The following is a 21,352-nucleotide window of genomic DNA, read 5'->3' on the forward strand; positions in this document are numbered from 1 at the left end:
TTCTCAATTAGAAAACGCTTCCACATACTTTTAAAAAAAGAATTCCTCTTATTTGCTATTGTAACACTAATTAAAAACAATTTGGGCATGAGAATGATTCTCATGCCATAAACATTTTATTTTTTATTGTATAAGGCTTGATGTAAATTTTGGGCTACATTTTGTGGTAAGCCTGATGCTTTCAAATCATCAATACTTGCTTCTTTCATTTTTTTAATTGAACCAAACGTTCGCAACAATTTCGTTTTACGCTTGGCACCAATACCATCTACTGTATCTAATACTGATTGCAAACCTGTTTTTTGGCGTGTTTGTCTATGAAAAGTAATAGCAAATCTATGCACTTCATCTTGTATCCTTTGTAACAGATAAAATGCTTGACTGTTTTTTTTGAGCGGAACGATTTCAGCACTTTCTCCATATAATATCTCTGACGTTTGATGCTTATCATTTTTACGAAGGCCAGAAACAGGGATATCTAATCCTAATTCATTCTCAAGCACATCTATTACACCACTCATATGCCCTTTACCACCATCTACAATAATTAAATCTGGCAATGGTGCGCCTTCATTTAGGACGCGCGTATAGCGCCTACGTACCACTTCACGCATTGATTTATAATCATCTGGCCCATCTACTGTTTTAATTTTATATTTTCGATATCCTTTTTTATTTGGTTTACCATCAATAAACGAGACCATAGCGGAAACTGGATTGACACCTTGTATATTAGAATTATCAAACGCTTCAATTCTAATTGGTGTTTGAATGCCCATACGGTCACCAAGCTCTTCAATTGCTTTAACTGTTCGGGACTCGTCTTTTGCGATTAACTCGAATTTATTTTCAAGCGTTACTTCAGCATTATGATTCGCTAAATCTACCAATTCTTTCTTTTTTCCTTTCATAGGTTGGACAATTTTTGTATCTACGACTGAACCAACCATTGCTTTATCTAAATGTTGCGGAATGTGCACTTCTTTAGGTAACAAGTGTTGATTCAAATCATAAAATTGACCGATAAAAGTATAGAATTCTTCTTCTTCTGTTTGTTGTATCGGTATCATCGTTGCATCACGTTTAATCATATTACCTTGGCGAACGAAAAACACTTGAATACACATCCAACCTTTAGATACGCTATAACCAAAAACATCTCTTATTGTATAGTCTGATGTTGTGATTTTTTGTTTTTTAGTTAAATTATGAATATGCTGAATTAAATCTCTATACTCTTTTGCTCTTTCAAAATCTAACGTTTCACTCGCATCTTTCATATTTTGTTCTAAATTATGCAAAATCGTTTTATCTTCACCATTTAAGAAATCTGAAACCTCTTTGGTCATTTCTGCATATTTTTCTAATTCAACTGGATAGACACATGGGCCGAGGCATTGACCAATGTGATAGTATAAACACAATTTGTCAGGCATTTTATCACATTTTCTAAATGGATAAATACGATCAAGTAATTTTTTTGTCTCTTGCGCAGAATAAGCATTAGGATAAGGGCCAAAATACTTGCCGGTACCCTTTTTAACTGTTCTTGTAACAATTAACCGCGGATATTTTTCTTTAGTAATTTTAATAAAAGGATAACTTTTATCGTCTTTTAATAAAATATTATATCTTGGTTGATATTGTTTGATAAGGTTAAGCTCCAATAACAGTGATTCAGTCTCACTAGACGTGACAATAAACTCAAAATTTCGAATCTCTCCAACTAAACGTGTTGTCTTTGCATCGTGAGCTCCAGTAAAATAAGACCTTAATCTGTTTCTTAATTTCTTCGCCTTACCGACATAAATAATTTGGTCATTACGATCTTTCATCAAATAACAACCTGGTTCAGTTGGTACAACTGTGAGTTTCTGTTTGATTTGTTCTTGATACGTCTCCACGTTAATGTCTCCTCCTTTCACTTCATATTTCCTTTAAATCTATATAATACAACGACATGAAAGTAAATATACATCATGTTTTAGTTAATAATTTTTAATCATATATACATCTCATTATTTGAGTTGTTAAATATTACCTACAATCTATTATAAATAGTACCGACGCATTAAACAATCTATTGAAACGCTAATAAATTGAAAACTGGGACATTAAATAAATTAATGTCCCAGCTTTGCTAGTGATTTACTATAAATGTTTCTCGATTACTTCTGCTAAGTTTTCTTTAGGTTGGAAACCTACTACTTTATCTACTGGTTCGCCATCTTTAAATACGATTAAAGTTGGGATACTCATAACTTCAAATTTAGCAGCTGTTGATGGATTTTCATCTACATCAAGTTTTAAAATATTAGCTTTGCCATCATAGTCACCAGCTAATTCTTCTAATACTGGAGCAATCATCTTACAAGGGCCACACCATGTTGCCCAAAAATCTACTAAATTTACACCTGATTTGATATTTTCATCAAAGTTTGAATCTGTTGCTTTTACGATTGCCATAACTGCCAATCCTCCTTAAATTTCAAATGATGAAGAAATTATAACAGACTTTATATCATTCTGCATATTTCTTGCTCACGCTTATTTTAATTCTGCCACGGTAACGCCAAATCCACCTTCGCTTGGCATTCCGTTTCTATATGATGACACACTTTTATGTCGTTTTAAATGTTTTTGCACACCTTTTTGTAAAGCACCTGTACCTTTACCATGAATAATATAGACTTGTTCATAATTACTCAACACTGCTTGGTCTAAATATTGATCAACAGCTACCATTGCTTCATCATATCGATAACCACGTAAATCAAGTTCCATTTTAATACTTTGTCGGTTTTCTCGTTTAATCATCTTGGTAGGTGTTTCTTGGGTTTTCTTCGTTTTCTCTAAATCTTCTAATGGTAATTTCATTTTTATGATACCCATCTGTACTACCGCTTCTTTATCACCTATTAACTCTAACACTTCACCTTTTTGACCATACGTCAGTACTTTTACTTCATCTCCAGCTTTAATCTCGTCCCATTTTTGCTTTTGAACATTTTGTTTCAGTGATTTAGCTTCGTACTGGTCTTCAAGCTGTTTCTTCTTATCAATTAACTCATGCTCTTTAACATCAGCACCTTTTTTATCTCTAAGATCACGTAACTCTTTAAGAATGTCATCTGCTTCTTTCGTAGCCGATTTCACACGTTGATTCGCTTTTTCTTTCGCTTCACTTAAAAGTTGTTTTTCATAATTTTGATATTGCGCATACTGTTTAGCAAGTGCATCACGCGCTTCTTGTGCTTCTCTTACTAGCTGATCTAATTCAATACGTTGTTCGTCAACACGTTTAGAATTATGTTCTAATGAGGCAATCATTTCATTAATTTCTTGTTCATCTTGCCCAATCATTGATTTGGCTTTTTGAATCACTTGCATATTAAGTCCTAATTTTTTAGAAATATCAAACGCGTTTGATCGTCCAGGAACACCCATTAATAATTTATAAGTCGGACTTAATGTATTAACATCAAATTCTACACTGGCATTCATTACGCCTTCCCTATTATAGCTATATGCTTTTAATTCAGGATAGTGTGTCGTAGCCATTACAAGTGAACCAATTTCATGTACATGATCTAATATACTCATTGCTAATGCAGCCCCTTCACTTGGGTCTGTCCCTGCACCTAATTCATCAAATAAAATCAAACTATTTTTTGTCGCGTCTTGAAGTATTTCAACAATATTTTTCATATGAGAAGAAAACGTTGATAAAGACTGCTCAATAGATTGTTCGTCACCAATGTCACAATACACATTTTCAAAAATACTTAATTTACTGCCATCAAGTGTAGGAATTAGCATGCCTGATTGAGCCATAGCAATAATTAATCCCAGTGTCTTGAGCGTTACCGTTTTACCACCCGTATTTGGTCCCGTTATAATCACAGTTTCTATATTTTGAGCAAATTCAATCGTATTCGCCACAACAGAGGTTCTATCTAGCAAAGGATGAAATGCTTTTGGTAGATAAACAGTTCTATCCGTAGTAAATTCTGGTTTCGTACCTTTAATTGATCTTGCATAACGTGCTTTAGCTGTTAAAAAATCAATTTGACCCATAATAGATTCTGAAATCAAACAAGCGTCTGCTTCTTCAGCAACCTGTACAGTTAGTTCAGTCAATATACGTTCACGCTCTACCGCTTCATCGTTACGGAAACTACTAATTTGATTACTCATTTCTACAATTGAGGAAGGTTCTATATACAATGTTTGACCAGAAGCTGATTGATCATGCACAATCCCGTTAAAATCTTGACGATACTCAGCTTTTACTGGTATAACATTACGATCGTTACGTACTGTCACAATTGCATCAGAAAGTTTTTTCTGGTTGCCTTGATGCTTTACAATTTTATCTAAATTTTGTTTTATGCGTTGCGTTGTTTTAGAAATCTTACTTCTAATACCTTGTAATTCGTAACTAGCATCATCAAATAAATCATAAGCATCACATTTTTGATGTATATTTTGATACAAGTCTGATAAAACAGGGAGTTGTTCCATTCTATCGTTTAGAATTGGGTAATTAATTTCTTCTTCTTCGTTCAACAAACTATTATAAAATGTTTTATATTGATTTTGTATTTGTATTAAGCGTTTAATTACATTTAATTCGCTAACATTGAGTACGCCACCAATTGTCGCTCTATGAATAAATGAAGATATTTTTGCTAAACCACTTAAACTTGGCATGCGATGCTTATTATAGATTTGAGCTATTTCATCTGTTTCATTCATTTGAAATTCGACAGTATTGAAATCAGTTGCTGGAGTCATCGCTACAACTTTTTCTTTACCTAAATCACTTATTGTTTCATTCTCTACAAGTGCTTTTATTTTGTCGAATTCCAGGACATTTAATGATTTCTGTCTCATATAATCCCTCTATTTCTTCAATTTAATGTTATTTTCTATAAGCGATTTAAACGCCTCTCGTGACATCGTATTGATTACTCTGTCTTTTTTAACAAACCCTTTTTGTGCAGTCGCCACACCGTACTTCATGAATTCAAGATGATCTACGTGATGGGCATCCGTATTAATAGTTAATTTAACATTCGGATGTTTTTTAACTGTTTCGGCATTTAGATCTAACCGTTTAGGGTTTGCATTAATTTCTAAAATCGTGTTTGTCTCTTCGGCAATCTCACATAATCTATCAATATCTGGTTCATAACCTGGGCGTTTACCAATAATACGACCAGTTGGATGTGCAATATGTCTAACATATGGATTGCGACATGCGTTTTCTAAGCGTTTCATAATGTCTTCCTGCGATTGGTTAAAACTTTGATGTATTGCTGCAATAACATAATCTAATTGCGCCAATACTTCATCGTCATAGTCTAAACGGCCATCAGGAAGTATGTCCATTTCAATACCTGAGTAAATATCAATTTCTTCATATTTATTATTCAAGGCTTTGATCTCTTCATTTTGGCGTAATAGGCGCTCAACTGACAAACCATTGGCAACTTTTAAGCTTTGAGAGTGATCTGTAATCACCATGAATTGATGGCCTTTAGCAATGTTAGCTTCTATCATCTCTTCAATACTGAATGCACCATCACTATACGTCGTATGCATATGAATATCACCATTAATGTCATCTAATTTTATAATTTCTGACAGGTCTTTATCAAACTCGCTTCCATCTTCCCGCATTGCTGGGTCAATCCATTTCACACCGAAATGATCATAAATTTCTTTTTCACTTTGATATTGCAGCAATTCGCCATTTGCTTGTTCAATGCCATATTCACTCACTTTTTCATCTTTTTCTTTAGCTAACTGACGAATACGAATATTATGATCTTTAGAACCAGTGAAATGCTGTAGTGTGTGATAGAAAGCTGAAGGTTCGATTAACCTGAAATCTACACCTATTGTTTCATCATCATAAGTTACTTCTAATGATACTTTTGTTTGTCCAACAGCTACTTCTTTAACTTTATTAGGTATATCAAGTAATGCCTGTTGTACTTTAGTTGGTTCATTTGTACTTATAATATAGTCTAAATCTTTACTCATTTCTTTAAATCTTCTATAACTACCAGCAACTTCGTATTGTTCGATACCTTCAATTGAGGATAAATGTTCATTAATTTCAATGTTTAAGCCTCGCATTTGATCAATAGGGTATTTATCTTTTTTCGCACCAAGCGCTTTAACTGCCTCTAAGATATTTTGTTCCGTTTTTTTAGCAAAGCCGCTTAATTCACTCACTTCACCAGCTTCACAGGCTTTTTGTAATGCTTCTTTACCATCTATATTTAATTCTTTATAAAGTTTCGCTATTTTCTTGCTACCTAATCCCTGTATTTTCAGTAAAGGGATTAGCCCTTCTGGTACTTCTTCTTGTAGTGACTCTAATGTCGAAGAAATTCCTTCTTGTTGATATTCTTTAATTACGTCTCCTACACCTTTACCAATACCTTTTAACTCTGTGACATCCTCTATTTGATCAAGTGGACGTTCATCTATTTCAAGACTTTGAGCTGCTTTTCTATAAGCTGAAACTTTAAATGTGTTTTCACCTTTTAATTCCATATAAGTAGCTATTTTTTCTAATAATTGAATAATATCTTTTTTTGTCATTACTTTCACTCCATAAAAAAAGGTCAAGACAGATTACTGTTATGCGTTCATCAGTAAATTGGTTATGCCCTGACCTCCTGTATTTTAAAAATCTATATATTTTACGAAAATTATGCTAGCTATATGTTTAATACAAACGTCGATACATAAGGTGTATGTAATAACATATATTCTGCAATAATCGAGCTTGAAAGTTGCTGTTGTATGAATTCTAATGGATAAAGTGCTGCACTATACAATAATGTTGTGCAGATAATAATTGAAGATATTATTCCCATTAACATACCAATAAATCGACTTATTAAATTGAGCCCTCGGTATTGAATAACCTTATCAAAGACAACAATAACCCCATAACAAATTATCTTGGTAATTGTCGCTACGATTAAAAATGCAATAATGTGGTCGAATCGCTGTTGTAGGTTATCAAATTGAAAAGCATAATTCAAATCGTAAGCTTGTGTTTTAGGAAAAGGTATAAATAATTCCAATCGTTGAGATATTTGCAAATAAAATCGTTGCGCTACCCATAATGAAAACAACGTAGCACCTAGATGTAATGCACTAAACCATACACCTCTTCTAAATCCAATCATTCCTATGTAAATAAAAACAATTACAATTAATATATCAAAAATCATTATTCATCACTGTTTTTCAGTTGTTTTATTTCTTGTTGCAGACGATGATTTTCCTCTTCTAATTGTACTTTTTCATGCATAATATTTACTGCTGTTAATATTGCTTTTCTTGTCGTGTCTAAGCCTGCACTCTTACTACCTAGTTCTTTAATCCTTTCATCGACGAGATGTGCTACATAACGGATATGTTCAGGGTTGTCCTCTCCGACAATTGTATAACGCTGATCATTTATAGTGACGTTAATCCGATTTTTAAACTCTCCCATATAATAACTCCTGACTTTTGTTTATATTTCCGAATTCATTCTCTAATTGATTCTTTTAAGTGTTTAATTTAGTAATTTATACTATTTATTACGAACCATTATACACGACAAAATATTATTTTGTAAGAGGTGTGATTTGTAATATTTGAAATATTTGTTATTTATAACATTTTTGACAATGTAAATGAAAACGCCTCTACATAAACTTTTAATAGATGGTGCTTTCACTAGTAGCTCGGTTATTTATACTTGTGATATGATATTCATTGTTGAAATATAAATATTAGTAATCCATATAAAGTGAGGCCAAAAAACATGACAACTGTTGTACTTAAATTAACAAATCAAGAAATCCAGCAATTAATGTCTAAAATTCAATTTGATACATCGAATGTTTCTCAAGGAATGAAAGGCAAAACCAAATATAAAAGCACTTCAATTTCAATTTACAATTCAAATAAAGTCATGTTTCAAGGTAAAGATGCAGATAATATAGCATCTCAACTCTTACCTAATACAGTTAAACCTGCACAATCTAAAACGAATTCAGTTAAAAAAACTTCTAGCACTAATAAAACTATTCGATATAACAATTATCAATGTATTGGTAGTGATGAAGCAGGCAGTGGCGATTATTTCGGTCCACTTACTGTATGTGCTGCTTATGTTTCCAAAAAGAATGTACAAGTATTAAAAACGCTTGGCGTTGATGATTCTAAGAAATTGACTGATGCAAAAATCGTTGAATTAGCTGAACAACTTGTAACTTTTATCCCTCATTCTTTGTTAACTATGCACAATGAAAAATATAACGAAAAACAAAAATCTGGCTGGTCACAAGTTAAAATGAAAGCAGTATTACATAACGAAGCAATCAAAAATGTAACACAAAAGATAGATACTGATGCATTAGACTATATTGTCATTGATCAATTTGCTGAGGCTGGTGTATATAAACGCTATGCTCTAACCGATTTACCCTTCAGTACTAAAACAAAATTCGAAACAAAAGGTGAATCTAAATCTATAGCAATTGCGGCAGCCAGTATTATTTCACGTTATGCCTTTGTTAAAAATATGGATAGTCTCTCGCGTTCTGCTAAAACAGAGATTCCGAAAGGAGCTAGCAATAAAGTCGACCTTGCAGCAGCTAAAATCATTGATCGTAAAGGCATTGACTATCTAGACTCTATTACTAAAAAGCATTTTGCTAACCGTTCAAAAGCAGAAAAATTAGTACAAAATAAACATCGTTAGCAACTAAATTCACTATTAATATTATAACTTTAGCATAAAAACCTTGGCATCCCATAATAATGGTCTACCAAGGTTTTTAAATTACACTATTTTATCTAATTGTTGCACCTTCTGCTTGTAAAGCAGCTAAGATGTCTTCATGTACTGCATTTACTTTGTCATCTGTAAGTGTTTGTTGTGTATCTAAATAAGCTAAACGAATTGCAATTGATTTCTCATCTTCAGCAATGTGTTCGCCTTCATAAACATCAAATACTTCGGCTTTTTGTAAAATTTCTCCACCATGATTTTCAATGACTTTCACTAATTTTGCTGAAGGTATTGTACGGTTGATAACTAAAGCAATATCTCTTGATACACCTGGGAATCTAGGGATTGGTTGATAATTAATATATCCAACTGAGACAGCCATCAATTTCTCATAATTTAATTCAAAAACGTATGTGCGTTTTAAGTCATTTTCTTTTTCAACTTGAGGATGTAATTCACCAACAAAACCAATGATTTCATCGTTTAATTTAACCATAGCTGTTCTACCAGGATGTAAGCCATCAATTTCTCCAGATTCATAGTCAAATTGGATATCCAGTTTTTCGGCAATGCGATCTACGATACCTTTGGCAACAAAGAAATCAACTTCTTCTTTCTTACCTTGCCAAGCATTAACTGTGTAATCACCTGTTAAGATGCCACTTAGATATTCAACTTCATCTGGTAATTCACTTTCGCCATTACCAAAGAATACACGCCCTAGTTCATACAAGCGCACATTATTATTTTTACGTGCGACGTTATAAGAAACTGCATCGATTAAATGAGGTATCAAACTTTGTCGCAAAGTAGCATGCGCCTCACTCATCGGCATTAATAAATCAATTGTAGCGCGTTCTTGTAGTGCGAAATCTTTTGCTCTTTGTTTGTCTACCAATGAATAATTTATTGCTTGACTTAAACCAGCACCTTCTAGTGTTGCTTTCACGACACGAGACTTACCTTGTCTATCCGTTAAAGCACCATGTGTTACTTCCTCAAACACAGGTAATGTTGATGGGATTTCATCATAACCATACATACGTGCAATTTCTTCAATTAAGTCTTCTTTTATTGTAATGTCTTTACGACGAGACGGCACCATAACAGTTAAGATATCTTCATTTCTAGTTGTTTCAAATCCTAATTGTACAAAAATCGCTTCAATTTCTTCCGCTGATAGTTCAAAACCTACTGTAGTATTTACTTTATCAATAGAAATTTCAATTGGAGTAACAAATTGACCTAAATCGCCTTCTGCCACACGACCTTGTGTTACTGAACCGCCTGCATAAGTTTGTAGTAAATAACACGCTCTATCTACCGCTTCATCTACAAATTCTGTCGCAATACCTTTTTCAAAACGACTAGAGGCTTCACTTCTTAAGTTTAATCTTCTTGACGTATGTCTAATAGAAACAGGGTCAAAAATCGCACCTTCAATCACAACATTCGTTGTTGATTCAGTCACTTCTGAGAAATCGCCGCCCATTACACCAGCTATTGCTATTGGATTTGTGCCGTTTGTAATAACAATATCACTGTCTTTCAATATTCTTTCTTGATCATCTAAAGTAGTCATTTTTTCATCAGTATGAGCTTGACGTACTTCTATTTGACTTGAACCTATTTGATCTTTATCAAACATGTGTAGTGGTTGTCCGTATTCTAAAAGTACATAGTTTGATATATCTACGACGTTATTGATTGGGCGAATGCCTGCTTTGATTAAACGCATTTGCATCCACTCTGGAGAAGGCTCGATTGTTAGACCATTTACTACTCTTGCACTGTAATATGCTACTTTATCTTTATTTTGAATGTTCACGCTGATTTCATCTGACGTTTGTTCAGAAATCTCATTACTATTTGTTTCTGGTTTCTTCATTGACACATTGTATAACGCTGCAGTTTCATAAGCTGTACCAATCATACTTAATGCGTCAGCTCTATTTGGTGTTAAATCAAATTCCATCACTTGGTCATTTAAATATAGCGCAGTCATAGCGTCTGTACCTGGAGTCACTTCAGACGAAAAGACATAAATACCATCTTCAAAGTTTTTAGGGACAAGATTGCTTGGCACACCAATTTCTTGAAGGGAACAAATCATACCCTCTGAACGTTCTCCACGTAATTTAGCACGTTTAATTTTTATGCCACCAGGTAATCTGCCACCTACTGTTGCTACAATGACAGTCTGACCAGCATCAACATTAGGAGCACCACACACGATTTGAACCGGTTCTGCTTCACCAATGTCTACTAAACATATATTTAGCTTGTCAGCATCTGGATGAGGCGCTTTAGATTGTACGTATCCGACAACTAAGTTCTTGATTTCTTTTGTATAATCCACAATATCATCTACTTCAATACCAGTACGTGTAATTCTTTCTGCAAGTACATTAACTGGTTCATTAATATCTACATAACTTTCTAACCATTCTTTTGAAATAAACATTACTTTTCACCTCTATCTTCTACAGCTTTAAATTGATCTAAGAAACGTACATCATTTGTATAGAAATGACGTATATCCTCAATACCATATTTCAACATTGCAATTCGATCAGGACCCATACCAAATGCAAAGCCAGTATATTTATTTGAATCAAAACCTGCCATCTCTAACACATTAGGATGCACCATACCAGCTCCTAGAATTTCTATCCAACCAGTTTCCTTACAAACATTACAGCCTTCACCTTTACATTTGAAACATGAAACATCTACTTCTACAGAAGGTTCAGTGAATGGGAAGTAACTTGGACGTAGTCTAATTTCTCTCTCTTCACCAAATAATTGTTTAGCTAATAATTCTAATGTACCTTTCAAATCGCTCATTTTAATATTTTCATCTACAACTAAACCTTCAATTTGAGTAAATTGATGACTGTGCGTTGCATCATCAGAATCGCGTCGATAAACTTTACCAGGGCATAAAATTTTCACAGGACCTTGGCCATTGCGTTCCTCCATCGTTCTTGCTTGAACAGGAGACGTGTGTGTACGCATTAATATTTCATCTGTAATATAAAAGCTATCTTGCATGTCTCTTGCAGGATGTGATTTAGGTAAGTTTAGCGCTTCAAAGTTATAGTAATCTTTCTCTACTTCAAAACCATCAACAATTTCGTAACCTAAACCTAAGAATAAATCTTCAATCTCTTCAATCGTTCTTGTTAAAGGGTGTTTAGAGCCTATCGAAATTTTACGGCCAGGTAATGTAACATCAATTTGTTCTTCTTTTAATTGTTGTTCTAATTGTTCATGCGCTAAAAGTTCATGACGTGATTCAATTTCACCTTCAATGGCTTGTCTCACTTCATTCACTTGTTGACCATAGGCTGGTTTTTCTTCATTCGATAAATCTTTCATATGTTTCATTAAACCAGTAACTGAACCTTTTTTACCTAAATATTTAACTTTTACATCTTGTAATTCTTTTTCATTTTGAGCTTCATTAATATCAACTAATGCTTGCTGCTTAATCTCAGTCATCGCTTCTGTCTGTGCCATACATAGTCCTCCTATTTTAAAATCTTAATGTGTAATGATTTTTTGTAAAAACGCAAAAAAGACTTCCATCCCTTGAAACTGGGACGAAAGCCTTCCGTGGTACCACCCAAATTTATGCCTAAGCATACACTTGTTGTCATTGATAACGGAAATGAGATCCGACTTAAATTTCTTTAAGTAACCAAAAAGGTGAAAAAAACTAAATACAGTGGATTATCTTGCAGTCTTCGGATAATCTCCCTTAAGCAACTGTATGAAAATAGTCTACGTCTTTTTAAAGGTTAATATTTATTTTGAAATATCATTAACTATATTATATACGATAATTGATTAAAGGGTCAACCTTTCAAGTGATACATCACGATACTACCAGCTATTGCTACATTTAAACTTTCTGCCTTGCCATAGATAGGTATTGTTAAATTTTGAGACGTTTTACTCAATAATTCAGGGTTTACACCTTCACCTTCATTACCTAAAAGTAACGCGAACTTTTCTTGACTTTGTATTTGATTATAGGCTACTGCATCATCCAATGCAGTACCATACACTCCCCCTTCAAATCCATCAATAAATTCACTTAAATCTTGTGACACAATTGGAATATGAAAGACGCTGCCTTGACTCGCACGCATAACTTTATCTTGATAAGGGTCTGCTGTACCTTTTTCAAGCACAATTAAATCTAATCCGGCAGCATCTGCGGTACGAATTAATGTTCCTAAATTACCTGGATCTTGGATACAGTCTATAAGTAGCACTTGTTGTGCTTTCGCTGTTTCATGAACAGGTTTTTCAATCACCGCAAAGAAGCCTTGTGGTGTAACTGTACCTGATAATGCTTCAGCAACTTTTAAATTAATTTCAAATACTTCTTCAGCATAATTAATCATACCATCATCAAGTCTTTCAATATCTACGACATACAATTGTTCAATTTTTAAATTGCTTTTATAAGCTTCTTCAATTAAATGATAACCCTCGATAAGTGCGCGTCCTGTCTTATCTCTTTCACGTTTCTTTTTTAATTTAATTGCATTTTTAACTTTACTATTTTGAGCCGAAGTAATCATTTCCATAGCATAGCCTCTTTATTTTAGTATTTTTAACTCTTAAATTTATGCTTAATATTGGTACTAATATTTTTAAAAAATGTAGAAAACTGGCTTTCACTTTCCACTAAAATATTATCTCCTGTATATGTTACTATATCACCTTTAACTGGTGAAGCGTTATTGAGAAATTTAATTTTCAAAGTTTGAGTGGTTTGTATATCTTTATGATTCATCACTTGAAAGTGTACATGTGGCTCAGAAGCATTTCCTGAATTACCTACATTTGCGATATGTTGTCCACGTAATAATGTATCACCTTTCTCAATTTTGAACGAATACGGTTTGATATGTGCTATCATACTATATTCATTACGACCGTGCTTAATAACTATGTAATTACCTTCGGGATGCATTGTATTATATTCTCCAGGTGTGCAATCAGGAATCCCATCTACAACTTCTTCTACTACCCCGTTTGCCGGAGCTAAAATAGGTGCATTATAACTAAAATAATTCTCGCACTCTGTGGGGTCACCATTATATGTAAAACCTTCTATTACTTTTACAAAATCAAAAGCATTACGTTGATTTTTATATCTATAGTGATGATTTAACAACTCATTTGCGCCACCAGTATGAACTAGCCAATCTTCTTGTAAAGGGATTGTATAACTACATTTCGAGAATTTAATTGAATGTGATTGCTTAATCGGTATTAGTGCCATTCCAATAATTTCTTGATATTTATTTAAGATAACACTTACACCTGATTCCATATTAGTATCAAACCAAATATACTCATCTTGACGATTTATATGTAAATGCTTATACAACCTGTTTGTTCCTCTAATACTGTTATACGCACTTAATAACTTCTTAAATTCTTTATAAGAAGAAATTTCTTGAAAATAATCACTAAAATGCTCATAAAGCCAAATGGCATCACTATTTTCTATTTTATTTATAATTATTTGTGCATTAATTGTTTCCATAATTTTACACAACCTATCAGCTGAATATAAATACTACCTATCACTAACATAAAAAATCGCTCAAAAATTATCAAGTGAATAATTAGTGAACGATTAGTATAGGCTATTATTAAGCCATTTAATTAAATGAAATTATTTTGATACAACGTCTTCGCCATTGTATGAACCACAGTTCTTACACACGCGGTGAGATAATTTATATTCTCCACAACTTGGGCACTCTGTCATACCAGGTACTGAAATTTTGAAATGCGTACGACGTTTATTTTTTCTTGTTTTTGACGTTCTTCTTTTTGGTACTGCCATGATATATCCTCCTTATATTCAAACACTAAATAGAAATTTTCAGATTCAATAATCCATTATACTATAGATTATTAAAATCCGCTATTACTCTTCGTCATATAATTGTTGTAGTTTTTGAAGCCTAGGATCAATTTGCTTAGATTCAGATTCTTCCTTATCTTTTGCAAGCTCAACCGCTTCTTCTTCGTCAATAACTTCCCAACCATTGCCTTCACTTAACATCTGATCGCTTTCGTTTGAAAAAACACGCATTGGTTTTCCAATGATAACTAGTTCTTCAGTAATATCTTTTAGATTTATCATACCGTTTGTTGCATCATGGTAATGTTCATCTTTATCTTCGCCATTACTATACTCATCATATCCTTCTAAATCAAAAATCTCTTGAGATTTAATATCTATAGGAGTTTCTACAGGAACTAATGTACGTGCACACGGCATCGTATACGTTCCAGTTATATGCATATCTGCAATGACTTCATTTGATCTGACGGTTAATTCACCTTCAACATCAATATCAGATAGATCTATTAAATCTAATGATTTTACTAAATGATCAAAATTAACCGTTTGATGGAATTCAAATGGTTTATCTTGGAATTTTCTTAATTGTGTTATTGACCATTTCATAGGGCTTCACCTCTAACAAGCACAAAATTTATTTTAACTTTATAGACATAAGTTGTCAAGATTTTTTCTTAACACATTTACATCTGTTACAATATATATAATGAATTCTGAAAGGAAGAATTGCAAATGAAAAGCGTTGCACTAGTCACAGAATATAATCCTTTCCACAATGGTCACTTATACCATGCACAGAAATCAAAGTCAATTACTGAAGCTGAAGTTTCTGTCGCAATTATGAGTGGAAACTTTGTAATGAGAGGCCAACCAGCAATTTATAATAAATTTACGCGAACACAAATGGCGTTAACCGCTGTCGACCTAGTTATTGAATTACCTGCCTACTCTGCAATTTCTGCAGGACAATATTTTGCAGAGACTGCAGTTCAAGTCGCAGATTATTTAAATGTTAATCATTTATCATTCGGAAGCGAATCTGGTAATATAAATGCATTTTTATCACTTGCACAAGAAATGAATAAAGTAGAAGATTCACCACAATTTTCAGAAAAATCTAAAGAAGGTAAAAGCTATCCACGAATCATTAGTGAACTTATCTCTGACCATTCATTACTTTCATCACCTAATAACACTTTAGGGATATCATATATGCGTGCGATTCAAAAATGGGCACCAACCATCCAACCCTGGACGATAACTCGAGAACAAAGCGCTCATCATGATGATTTGATTTCAAACTTTGCTTTTGCAAGTGGTACTTCGATTCGTAAATCAATTCAAACAGGTGATGACCAATGGAAAAAAGTTGTTCCTGAATCGGCTCAAACACTTTATGAAGCGCCCCAAGTTTCAATTGAAGATACCTTCACTTATATCAAATACGCAATTTTAAGCCAAGATGTGCAAACTTTAGAACAAATCCACTTAATGAGTGAAGGATTAGAACATCGTTTAGTGCATTTAATCAATGAAGCTACTTCTTTTGAACATTTAATGAAATTAATTAAGTCAAAGCGTTATACATATACGCATATCCAACGTTTACTTATGAACATTTTACTGAATTTCAAACAACAAGATAAACCTTCAACAATTGAAGCAGTTAGAGTATTGGGCATGACACAAAAAGGACAACAGTATTTAAAATATTTAAAGAACACTTTTCCAGAGCGTAATTATATAACACAAGTCAACAAACAAAACGCGCATTATTTTACGAACGAAATACACGCTACTCAAATTTATAATTTTCTTTCTAATAATACCGCTACCGACTTCAATACACCTGTGATACGTGTTTAAAAAGTGTAATAATCATAAATTAAAAATGGCTGACCGCATACCTAAAAGTATGAAGTCAGCCATTTTTAATTATCCAGTTGCCTACTTGAATAGCTACAGTTCAGCGATTTCATACAAAGTCTAGAGCCATTTTCCAATTTGTTATTTAGCATTTGGTTCTTTATAGTTATTTTCTAAATTTTTTATTCAATGCTTTTTCCACATGTACTGGAACAAAATCTGAAACATTCGCCTTATATGCAGCAACTTCTTTAACAACACTTGAACTAATAAACGAGTAATTTGTACTAGTCATCATATACATTGTTTCTACATCACTATTTAGCTTTTTATTCATTGAAGTCAGTCTCAATTCATATTCAAAGTCACTTACAGCTCTCAAACCTCTGATTATTGTCTGCGCACCAATATCGTCACAAAAATCAACAAGTAAACCATTAAAATGATGTACTGTAACGTTATCCAAATGTTTCACTGATTCTTTAATCAATTCTATGCGTTCTTCAATTGAAAATGTTCCTGCTTTACTACTGTTTTTCAAGACACAAATGTGAAGCTCATCAAAGCGATCAGCACTTCTATCTATAATATCTATATGCCCATAGGTAATTGGATCAAAACTTCCGGGAATAACTGCTTTAGTTGTAGACATTTTAATCTCCTTTTTCTAATAACAAAGTGTCTGTCAGTCCATAATGATAACGCTTTATCACATGGAAAGGATCAGTATTAATTTTTTCGTGATGATTGAACTCACAAACGATAATACCACTTTCTTTTAATAAATTAAACTTTGCGATTTCTTTCAACGCTTCATCTATTAGTCCTTTTTCATATGGGGGGTCCAAAAAGATTACATCAAATTGAATATCTCGTTTCGAAAGTGCTTTCAACGCACGGTCTGCATTGTTTTTATATACTTCAGTTTGCGATTCTATATTCAAACTCTTTAAATTTGCTTTAATCACTTTAACGGCTTTAAAATTTTGATCTACAAAAATCATTTTATCAATACCACGAGACAAAGCTTCGATACCTAAAGACCCGCTACCTGCATATAAATCTAAGCCTATTCCTGAAACTTCATGAAGACTATTAAAAATGCCCTCTTTCACTTTATCCATTGTAGGTCTGGTATTGCGCCCTTCTATGCTCTCTAGCGCTTTACTTTTATGTATTCCTGAAATCACTCTCATATTATTAACACTTCCATTCTTAAATCAAATTTTATATAATGCATACTGCATGATAAGGAGGATACAATAATGAAACAATCATTTATAAAATTAGGCGAAGGCCTCACAGACTTATTCGAATTTAACACTTTAATAGAATATAATTTCAAACGTATCGACCATATTGTTTATTTCCACGCTGCTACTTTCGAGAAAAAACCTTCTTCAGTAGCAATCGTTATGCATCCTACAAGTGAAAATCACTTCCAAGCTATGTATATCATGGTTAATGCTTTAAATTACCCCTATCCTAATTCCAATAAAAAGTTTGAAATGATCAATGAGCAAGCAAAACTATATAATATAGATATCAAAGAGGTAGATGTACAACCTAGTGAAACCTTCCACGACATCGATTTATATTTTAACTACTTAATCAGTGTTTTAAGACTACAGAGATGGATTCCACCATTGCAATAATTGAATAAAATAAGCCACTGTAGACAATCACTGTACTATTGTGGCTTTTTAACTCATTCCTATTAACTCTTTAGCTACATTTCTTTTAATCAGATACAAAAAATCAAGATATTTCATGCTGTTCTTTTTCATAAACCTTTTTTAAATATTTATAAGGTGAGCCTTCAATATCCTTTACATATTTGAGCTTCATTAATTTTTCAACAATTTGATCCGCTTCTTCTTCATTTATATACATTACAACATAGCGTTGTTGTCTATTTACACTTACAATATGGCCAAACTTTCTTACTTGTCTTTCGTGTTTCATATGTTTTAAATAAATTATCAAACTTGTTCTAGCTATAGTGTTCATATTTTTCACTCCAATTATTAGCCTTTATATAATATCATGTCTTTTTATTTTTAGAAATAACAATTATTTTGATGTATCACAAACATTTGCTATATTACTTTATATACTCAAAACTGAGGAGGATTGCTCGTGACAAAAATCAATAAATTAATTAAGGGCGGATTTTTAAGTACACTTGGTTTAGTCGGTAGTGTATTTTTACTTACTAAGTATAAAGCTAAACCGAATAATCAAAGTATACCATCTTTCTTTTCTAAACCTGCACCATATATATTTGCCCATCGTGGTGGCATGGCTGTAAGACCAGAGCAAACTAAACTTGCTTTTGATAATGCAGTAGCACATGGTATTGATGGATTTGAAACAGATGTGAGACTTACAAAAGATCGAAAACTCATCGTTTTCCATGATGTAGACGTGGATCGTACGACTAACGGATCAGGTAAAGTATCCGAACATACTTTAGCAGAGATAAAACAGTTAGATTCAGGATATCATTTTGTAGATATAAACGGTCATAAACCTTATAGAGGCCACAAAGATGCTTATATTTTATCTTTTGATGAATTACTTAAATTATATCCAAATCAATTGATTAATGTTGATTTAAAAGATGACCCTGAAAGTGAACATGGCCATCTTGTACCAGAAATTATATTTGAGGATATTGTTGCTAATAATGCTCAAGATCGCGTATTAGTAACAAGTTTCCATAGTAAACAAATTGAACGTTTTAATATAATAAGTAATGGTACAGTAGCCATTGGCGCAGGTCAAAGTGAAGTTGCAGAAGGTTTCTTAAAGTTCTATTTAGGACTAGGCAATAGCTTTCAACCACGTGCGCACACTTTCCAAATGCCTGTTTCATTCAAAGGTATTAAACTAACTTCACCAAGATTCATTCAATGGCTAAACACACGTGATATCATTCCAGGTTATTATGGTGTGAATAATCTCGACTTAATGAATGATTTGATTTTTAATGGTGCGCATACCCTTGTTACTGATAGACCCGATTTAGCAGAACGCTTTAAACATACTTATCACTAGCAACGCATGCTTCAGAATAAAGCTGGGAAACCTCAATGAGGCGTCCCAGCTTTTTTCAATATTTCTTATTGATAACTCTTAAAATTCAGCTTAAAGTGAACAGCTACATGATCCACCTGTAGCACAACCACTTGCATCTTTTTGGAAAAATGGATTGCCTGTTTCAATTTTTACATTTTCAGAAACAGCGTATGCAATTTTAACAATCACTTCATCTATTAAATCCTGTAGTAAAACTTCTTTTTGTTTAAAATCCATTACAACTGGCAACATTTCATACGCACGTTTACGTTTACGCGTGTCCAACATCACTGTTTGGTAATCAGGGTGGTATTTACCAAAACGCATAATTTCATCATATTTATCTTTTGATTTCAAAAATGCTTGGTATAGTAAGTGTGCCTCATCATTATCCGCTAATTGTTGTTCAGCCTCTTTATATTCTTTATATAATCTTGATTCAAGTATTTTATCACTAAGTGCTTCAATTTCATCAAGCACTGTTAATGTTTCTTCAGTAATCATCGTTACAAATCTCCTTTCTATTTATCTTCAACAAAAATAATTGTGTAGTAACCATTCGTTACTTCGCCACCCATTTCATTATATTTAGAGTTTAACATCCTAGATCTATGAATATCTGAGTTGAGCCAACTATGTATTAAAGTTGGAACTTCGTTAAAATCATAGCCTACATTTTGACTAGCAGATACAAATGGCACTTCTTGCTCATTTAACTGTTGTTTTAAAGCATCTTCAGTAAATTCAACACTATCAGTACCAATTGCTTCATACAAGTTAAATGAGGCAATATGCGTCAATTGATTATTAACCTTCAATGGCTCAGCATCCTTTAACTTTCTCATTTCATTTGTAATTTCATAAAGTGTAGTCAGCTGATTTGAGTTTTGCTCATAAGTAATATTACTATATTTACTTTTAACTTCTTTATCTTCTTTGGTAGATAACATTTGATACGGTTTAAATGCTGCCAAAGCTTCACTATCTAAATATCTAACCGCGACTACCTCATTAGATTGCTGATCTATGTAAACTTGAGCATAGATATCTTTGAATTTAATTAATGCTTGTGTTTTCATATCTGAATCAGATAATTCTAATTGATATTGCTTACCATTTACAGAAATCATTGGTTCTGGATTGATACTATATTTTTCAAAAACCTGTGACGCATCATCCTGTATCTTTATAGGATTTACATTAGCATCTTTACCTGTCGCATAAACAGACTTAACAATCCCTTTTTTAGTAGTAATCAAATAATATTTATCTTTTTGCTTAAATACATAATTTTTAAAATTATTTTTATATGGATAAACTCGATCAGCTTGACCATATTTATCAGTTAATTCATCTAAGCTTTGACCAACCCACGTACTTACGCCCTTTTCAGGTTTAGGGTTTTCAGCGTTTGTCTCAGTTTTTTGAGCATCCTTATTTTGAGTCGTTTTAGTTGAATCTTTATTAGGATTTTCGAGTACGTCAAACTTTAAACGCGGTGAGTAAAATAGATAAATTAAAAAACAAATTAATAATAATACACCAATAATTTTAATTATTAGTTTTTTCATCGCTCACCCACCTATATATTACTTTCATTTATTGTACATGTTTCATTATGTCACAAGCAAGGTATGACGTTGTAAATTCTTTGTTAAGATTAGCACAGGTCATTTAAAATACACATTTTTACG

21 protein-coding genes are annotated in these 21,352 nt (G+C 32.9%); 4 read left to right on the forward strand and 17 right to left on the reverse strand.

Annotated elements, in window-relative coordinates:
* Positions 1-116: 116 nt before the first annotated feature.
* The 6 genes from uvrC to zapA form a co-directional block, all read right to left on the reverse strand.
* Positions 117-1,904 carry an excinuclease ABC subunit UvrC gene (uvrC, locus tag AOB58_RS04350; RefSeq protein ID WP_046465188.1) on the reverse strand — a complete coding sequence of 596 codons (1,788 nt, stop codon included), beginning with the start codon at positions 1,902-1,904 and terminating at the stop codon, positions 117-119.
* Positions 1,905-2,151: 247 nt separating this feature from the next.
* The gene (gene trxA / locus AOB58_RS04355; RefSeq protein ID WP_002507961.1) at positions 2,152-2,466 is read right to left on the reverse strand and encodes a thioredoxin; all 315 of its coding nucleotides are present in this window, start codon (positions 2,464-2,466) and stop codon (positions 2,152-2,154) included.
* Between the two features lie 81 nt (positions 2,467-2,547).
* Complete coding sequence (locus tag AOB58_RS04360; RefSeq protein WP_046465187.1) at positions 2,548-4,896, reverse strand: endonuclease MutS2; 2,349 nt, start codon at positions 4,894-4,896, stop codon at positions 2,548-2,550.
* Between the two features lie 9 nt (positions 4,897-4,905).
* Complete coding sequence (polX, locus tag AOB58_RS04365) at positions 4,906-6,618, reverse strand: DNA polymerase/3'-5' exonuclease PolX (protein WP_021338673.1); 1,713 nt, start codon at positions 6,616-6,618, stop codon at positions 4,906-4,908.
* A gap of 119 nt (positions 6,619-6,737) precedes the next feature.
* Positions 6,738-7,259, reverse strand: a complete 522-nt coding sequence (locus AOB58_RS04370; protein ID WP_002512279.1) for a CvpA family protein — start codon at positions 7,257-7,259, stop codon at positions 6,738-6,740.
* The gene (zapA, locus tag AOB58_RS04375; RefSeq protein ID WP_002507965.1) at positions 7,259-7,525 is read right to left on the reverse strand and encodes a cell division protein ZapA; all 267 of its coding nucleotides are present in this window, start codon (positions 7,523-7,525) and stop codon (positions 7,259-7,261) included. Before zapA ends, AOB58_RS04370 begins: the two co-directional genes overlap by 1 nt.
* A 315-nt stretch (positions 7,526-7,840) precedes the next feature.
* Between zapA and rnhC the strand changes: the two genes are divergently transcribed.
* Positions 7,841-8,782: a ribonuclease HIII gene (rnhC, locus tag AOB58_RS04380; protein WP_046465186.1), complete on the forward strand. Its 942-nt coding sequence runs from the start codon at positions 7,841-7,843 to the stop codon at positions 8,780-8,782.
* A 91-nt stretch (positions 8,783-8,873) separates the two neighbouring features.
* Here rnhC and pheT read toward each other — a convergent pair whose 3' ends face one another.
* From pheT to AOB58_RS04410, 6 genes are all read right to left on the reverse strand, one after another.
* Complete coding sequence (gene pheT, locus AOB58_RS04385) at positions 8,874-11,276, reverse strand: phenylalanine--tRNA ligase subunit beta (RefSeq protein WP_046465185.1); 2,403 nt, start codon at positions 11,274-11,276, stop codon at positions 8,874-8,876.
* Complete coding sequence (pheS, locus tag AOB58_RS04390; RefSeq protein ID WP_002512277.1) at positions 11,276-12,334, reverse strand: phenylalanine--tRNA ligase subunit alpha; 1,059 nt, start codon at positions 12,332-12,334, stop codon at positions 11,276-11,278. The genes pheT and pheS overlap by 1 nt, the downstream gene beginning before the upstream one ends.
* Positions 12,335-12,672: 338 nt before the next feature.
* On the reverse strand, positions 12,673-13,413 hold the full coding sequence (locus AOB58_RS04395; RefSeq protein ID WP_021338671.1) for a TrmH family RNA methyltransferase: 741 nt from the start codon (positions 13,411-13,413) through the stop codon (positions 12,673-12,675).
* A 26-nt stretch (positions 13,414-13,439) separates the two neighbouring features.
* Positions 13,440-14,381 (reverse strand): M23 family metallopeptidase, encoded by a 942-nt coding sequence (locus tag AOB58_RS04400; protein WP_021338670.1) that lies wholly within the window; start codon positions 14,379-14,381, stop codon positions 13,440-13,442.
* A gap of 132 nt (positions 14,382-14,513) precedes the next feature.
* Entirely contained in the window at positions 14,514-14,687 is a 174-nt protein-coding gene (rpmF, locus tag AOB58_RS04405) for a 50S ribosomal protein L32 (RefSeq protein ID WP_002507971.1), read from the reverse strand.
* An 84-nt stretch (positions 14,688-14,771) separates the two neighbouring features.
* A complete protein-coding gene (locus AOB58_RS04410) occupies positions 14,772-15,317 on the reverse strand; it encodes a YceD family protein (RefSeq protein WP_002507972.1) in 546 nt (181 codons plus the stop codon).
* 126 nt (positions 15,318-15,443) lie between these two features.
* Here AOB58_RS04410 and AOB58_RS04415 point away from each other — a divergent pair, with 126 nt between their 5' ends.
* Positions 15,444-16,577 carry a nucleotidyltransferase gene (locus tag AOB58_RS04415; protein WP_046465184.1) on the forward strand — a complete coding sequence of 378 codons (1,134 nt, stop codon included), beginning with the start codon at positions 15,444-15,446 and terminating at the stop codon, positions 16,575-16,577.
* Between the two features lie 166 nt (positions 16,578-16,743).
* Here the strand turns inward: AOB58_RS04415 and coaD are convergent, their stop codons facing one another.
* Together coaD and rsmD are read right to left on the reverse strand one after the other, a co-directional pair.
* Positions 16,744-17,229 carry a pantetheine-phosphate adenylyltransferase gene (gene coaD, locus AOB58_RS04420; protein WP_002507974.1) on the reverse strand — a complete coding sequence of 162 codons (486 nt, stop codon included), beginning with the start codon at positions 17,227-17,229 and terminating at the stop codon, positions 16,744-16,746.
* A 1-nt stretch (position 17,230) separates the two neighbouring features.
* Positions 17,231-17,773 (reverse strand): 16S rRNA (guanine(966)-N(2))-methyltransferase RsmD, encoded by a 543-nt coding sequence (rsmD, locus tag AOB58_RS04425; protein WP_002512273.1) that lies wholly within the window; start codon positions 17,771-17,773, stop codon positions 17,231-17,233.
* A 69-nt stretch (positions 17,774-17,842) separates the two neighbouring features.
* Here rsmD and AOB58_RS04430 point away from each other — a divergent pair, with 69 nt between their 5' ends.
* Positions 17,843-18,232: a DUF7147 family protein gene (locus AOB58_RS04430; RefSeq protein ID WP_002507976.1), complete on the forward strand. Its 390-nt coding sequence runs from the start codon at positions 17,843-17,845 to the stop codon at positions 18,230-18,232.
* Positions 18,233-18,335: 103 nt separating this feature from the next.
* On the opposite strand, the gene AOB58_RS04435 is transcribed toward AOB58_RS04430, so the two are convergent.
* On the reverse strand, positions 18,336-18,587 hold the full coding sequence (locus AOB58_RS04435; RefSeq protein ID WP_002507977.1) for a YlbG family protein: 252 nt from the start codon (positions 18,585-18,587) through the stop codon (positions 18,336-18,338).
* A gap of 129 nt (positions 18,588-18,716) precedes the next feature.
* On the opposite strand from AOB58_RS04435, the gene AOB58_RS04440 reads away from it, so the two are divergent.
* Complete coding sequence (locus tag AOB58_RS04440) at positions 18,717-19,637, forward strand: lysophosphatidylglycerol phospholipase D (RefSeq protein ID WP_046465183.1); 921 nt, start codon at positions 18,717-18,719, stop codon at positions 19,635-19,637.
* Between the two features lie 90 nt (positions 19,638-19,727).
* Here AOB58_RS04440 and AOB58_RS04445 read toward each other — a convergent pair whose 3' ends face one another.
* Both AOB58_RS04445 and AOB58_RS04450 read right to left on the reverse strand, forming a co-directional pair.
* Positions 19,728-20,162: a YlbF/YmcA family competence regulator gene (locus AOB58_RS04445; protein WP_002507979.1), complete on the reverse strand. Its 435-nt coding sequence runs from the start codon at positions 20,160-20,162 to the stop codon at positions 19,728-19,730.
* 17 nt (positions 20,163-20,179) lie between these two features.
* Positions 20,180-21,229, reverse strand: a complete 1,050-nt coding sequence (locus tag AOB58_RS04450; protein ID WP_046465182.1) for a CAP-associated domain-containing protein — start codon at positions 21,227-21,229, stop codon at positions 20,180-20,182.
* Positions 21,230-21,352 lie beyond the last annotated feature (123 nt).

This window comes from Staphylococcus sp. AntiMn-1 (genome assembly GCF_001663395.1).
GTDB lineage: Bacteria > Bacillota > Bacilli > Staphylococcales > Staphylococcaceae > Staphylococcus > Staphylococcus equorum.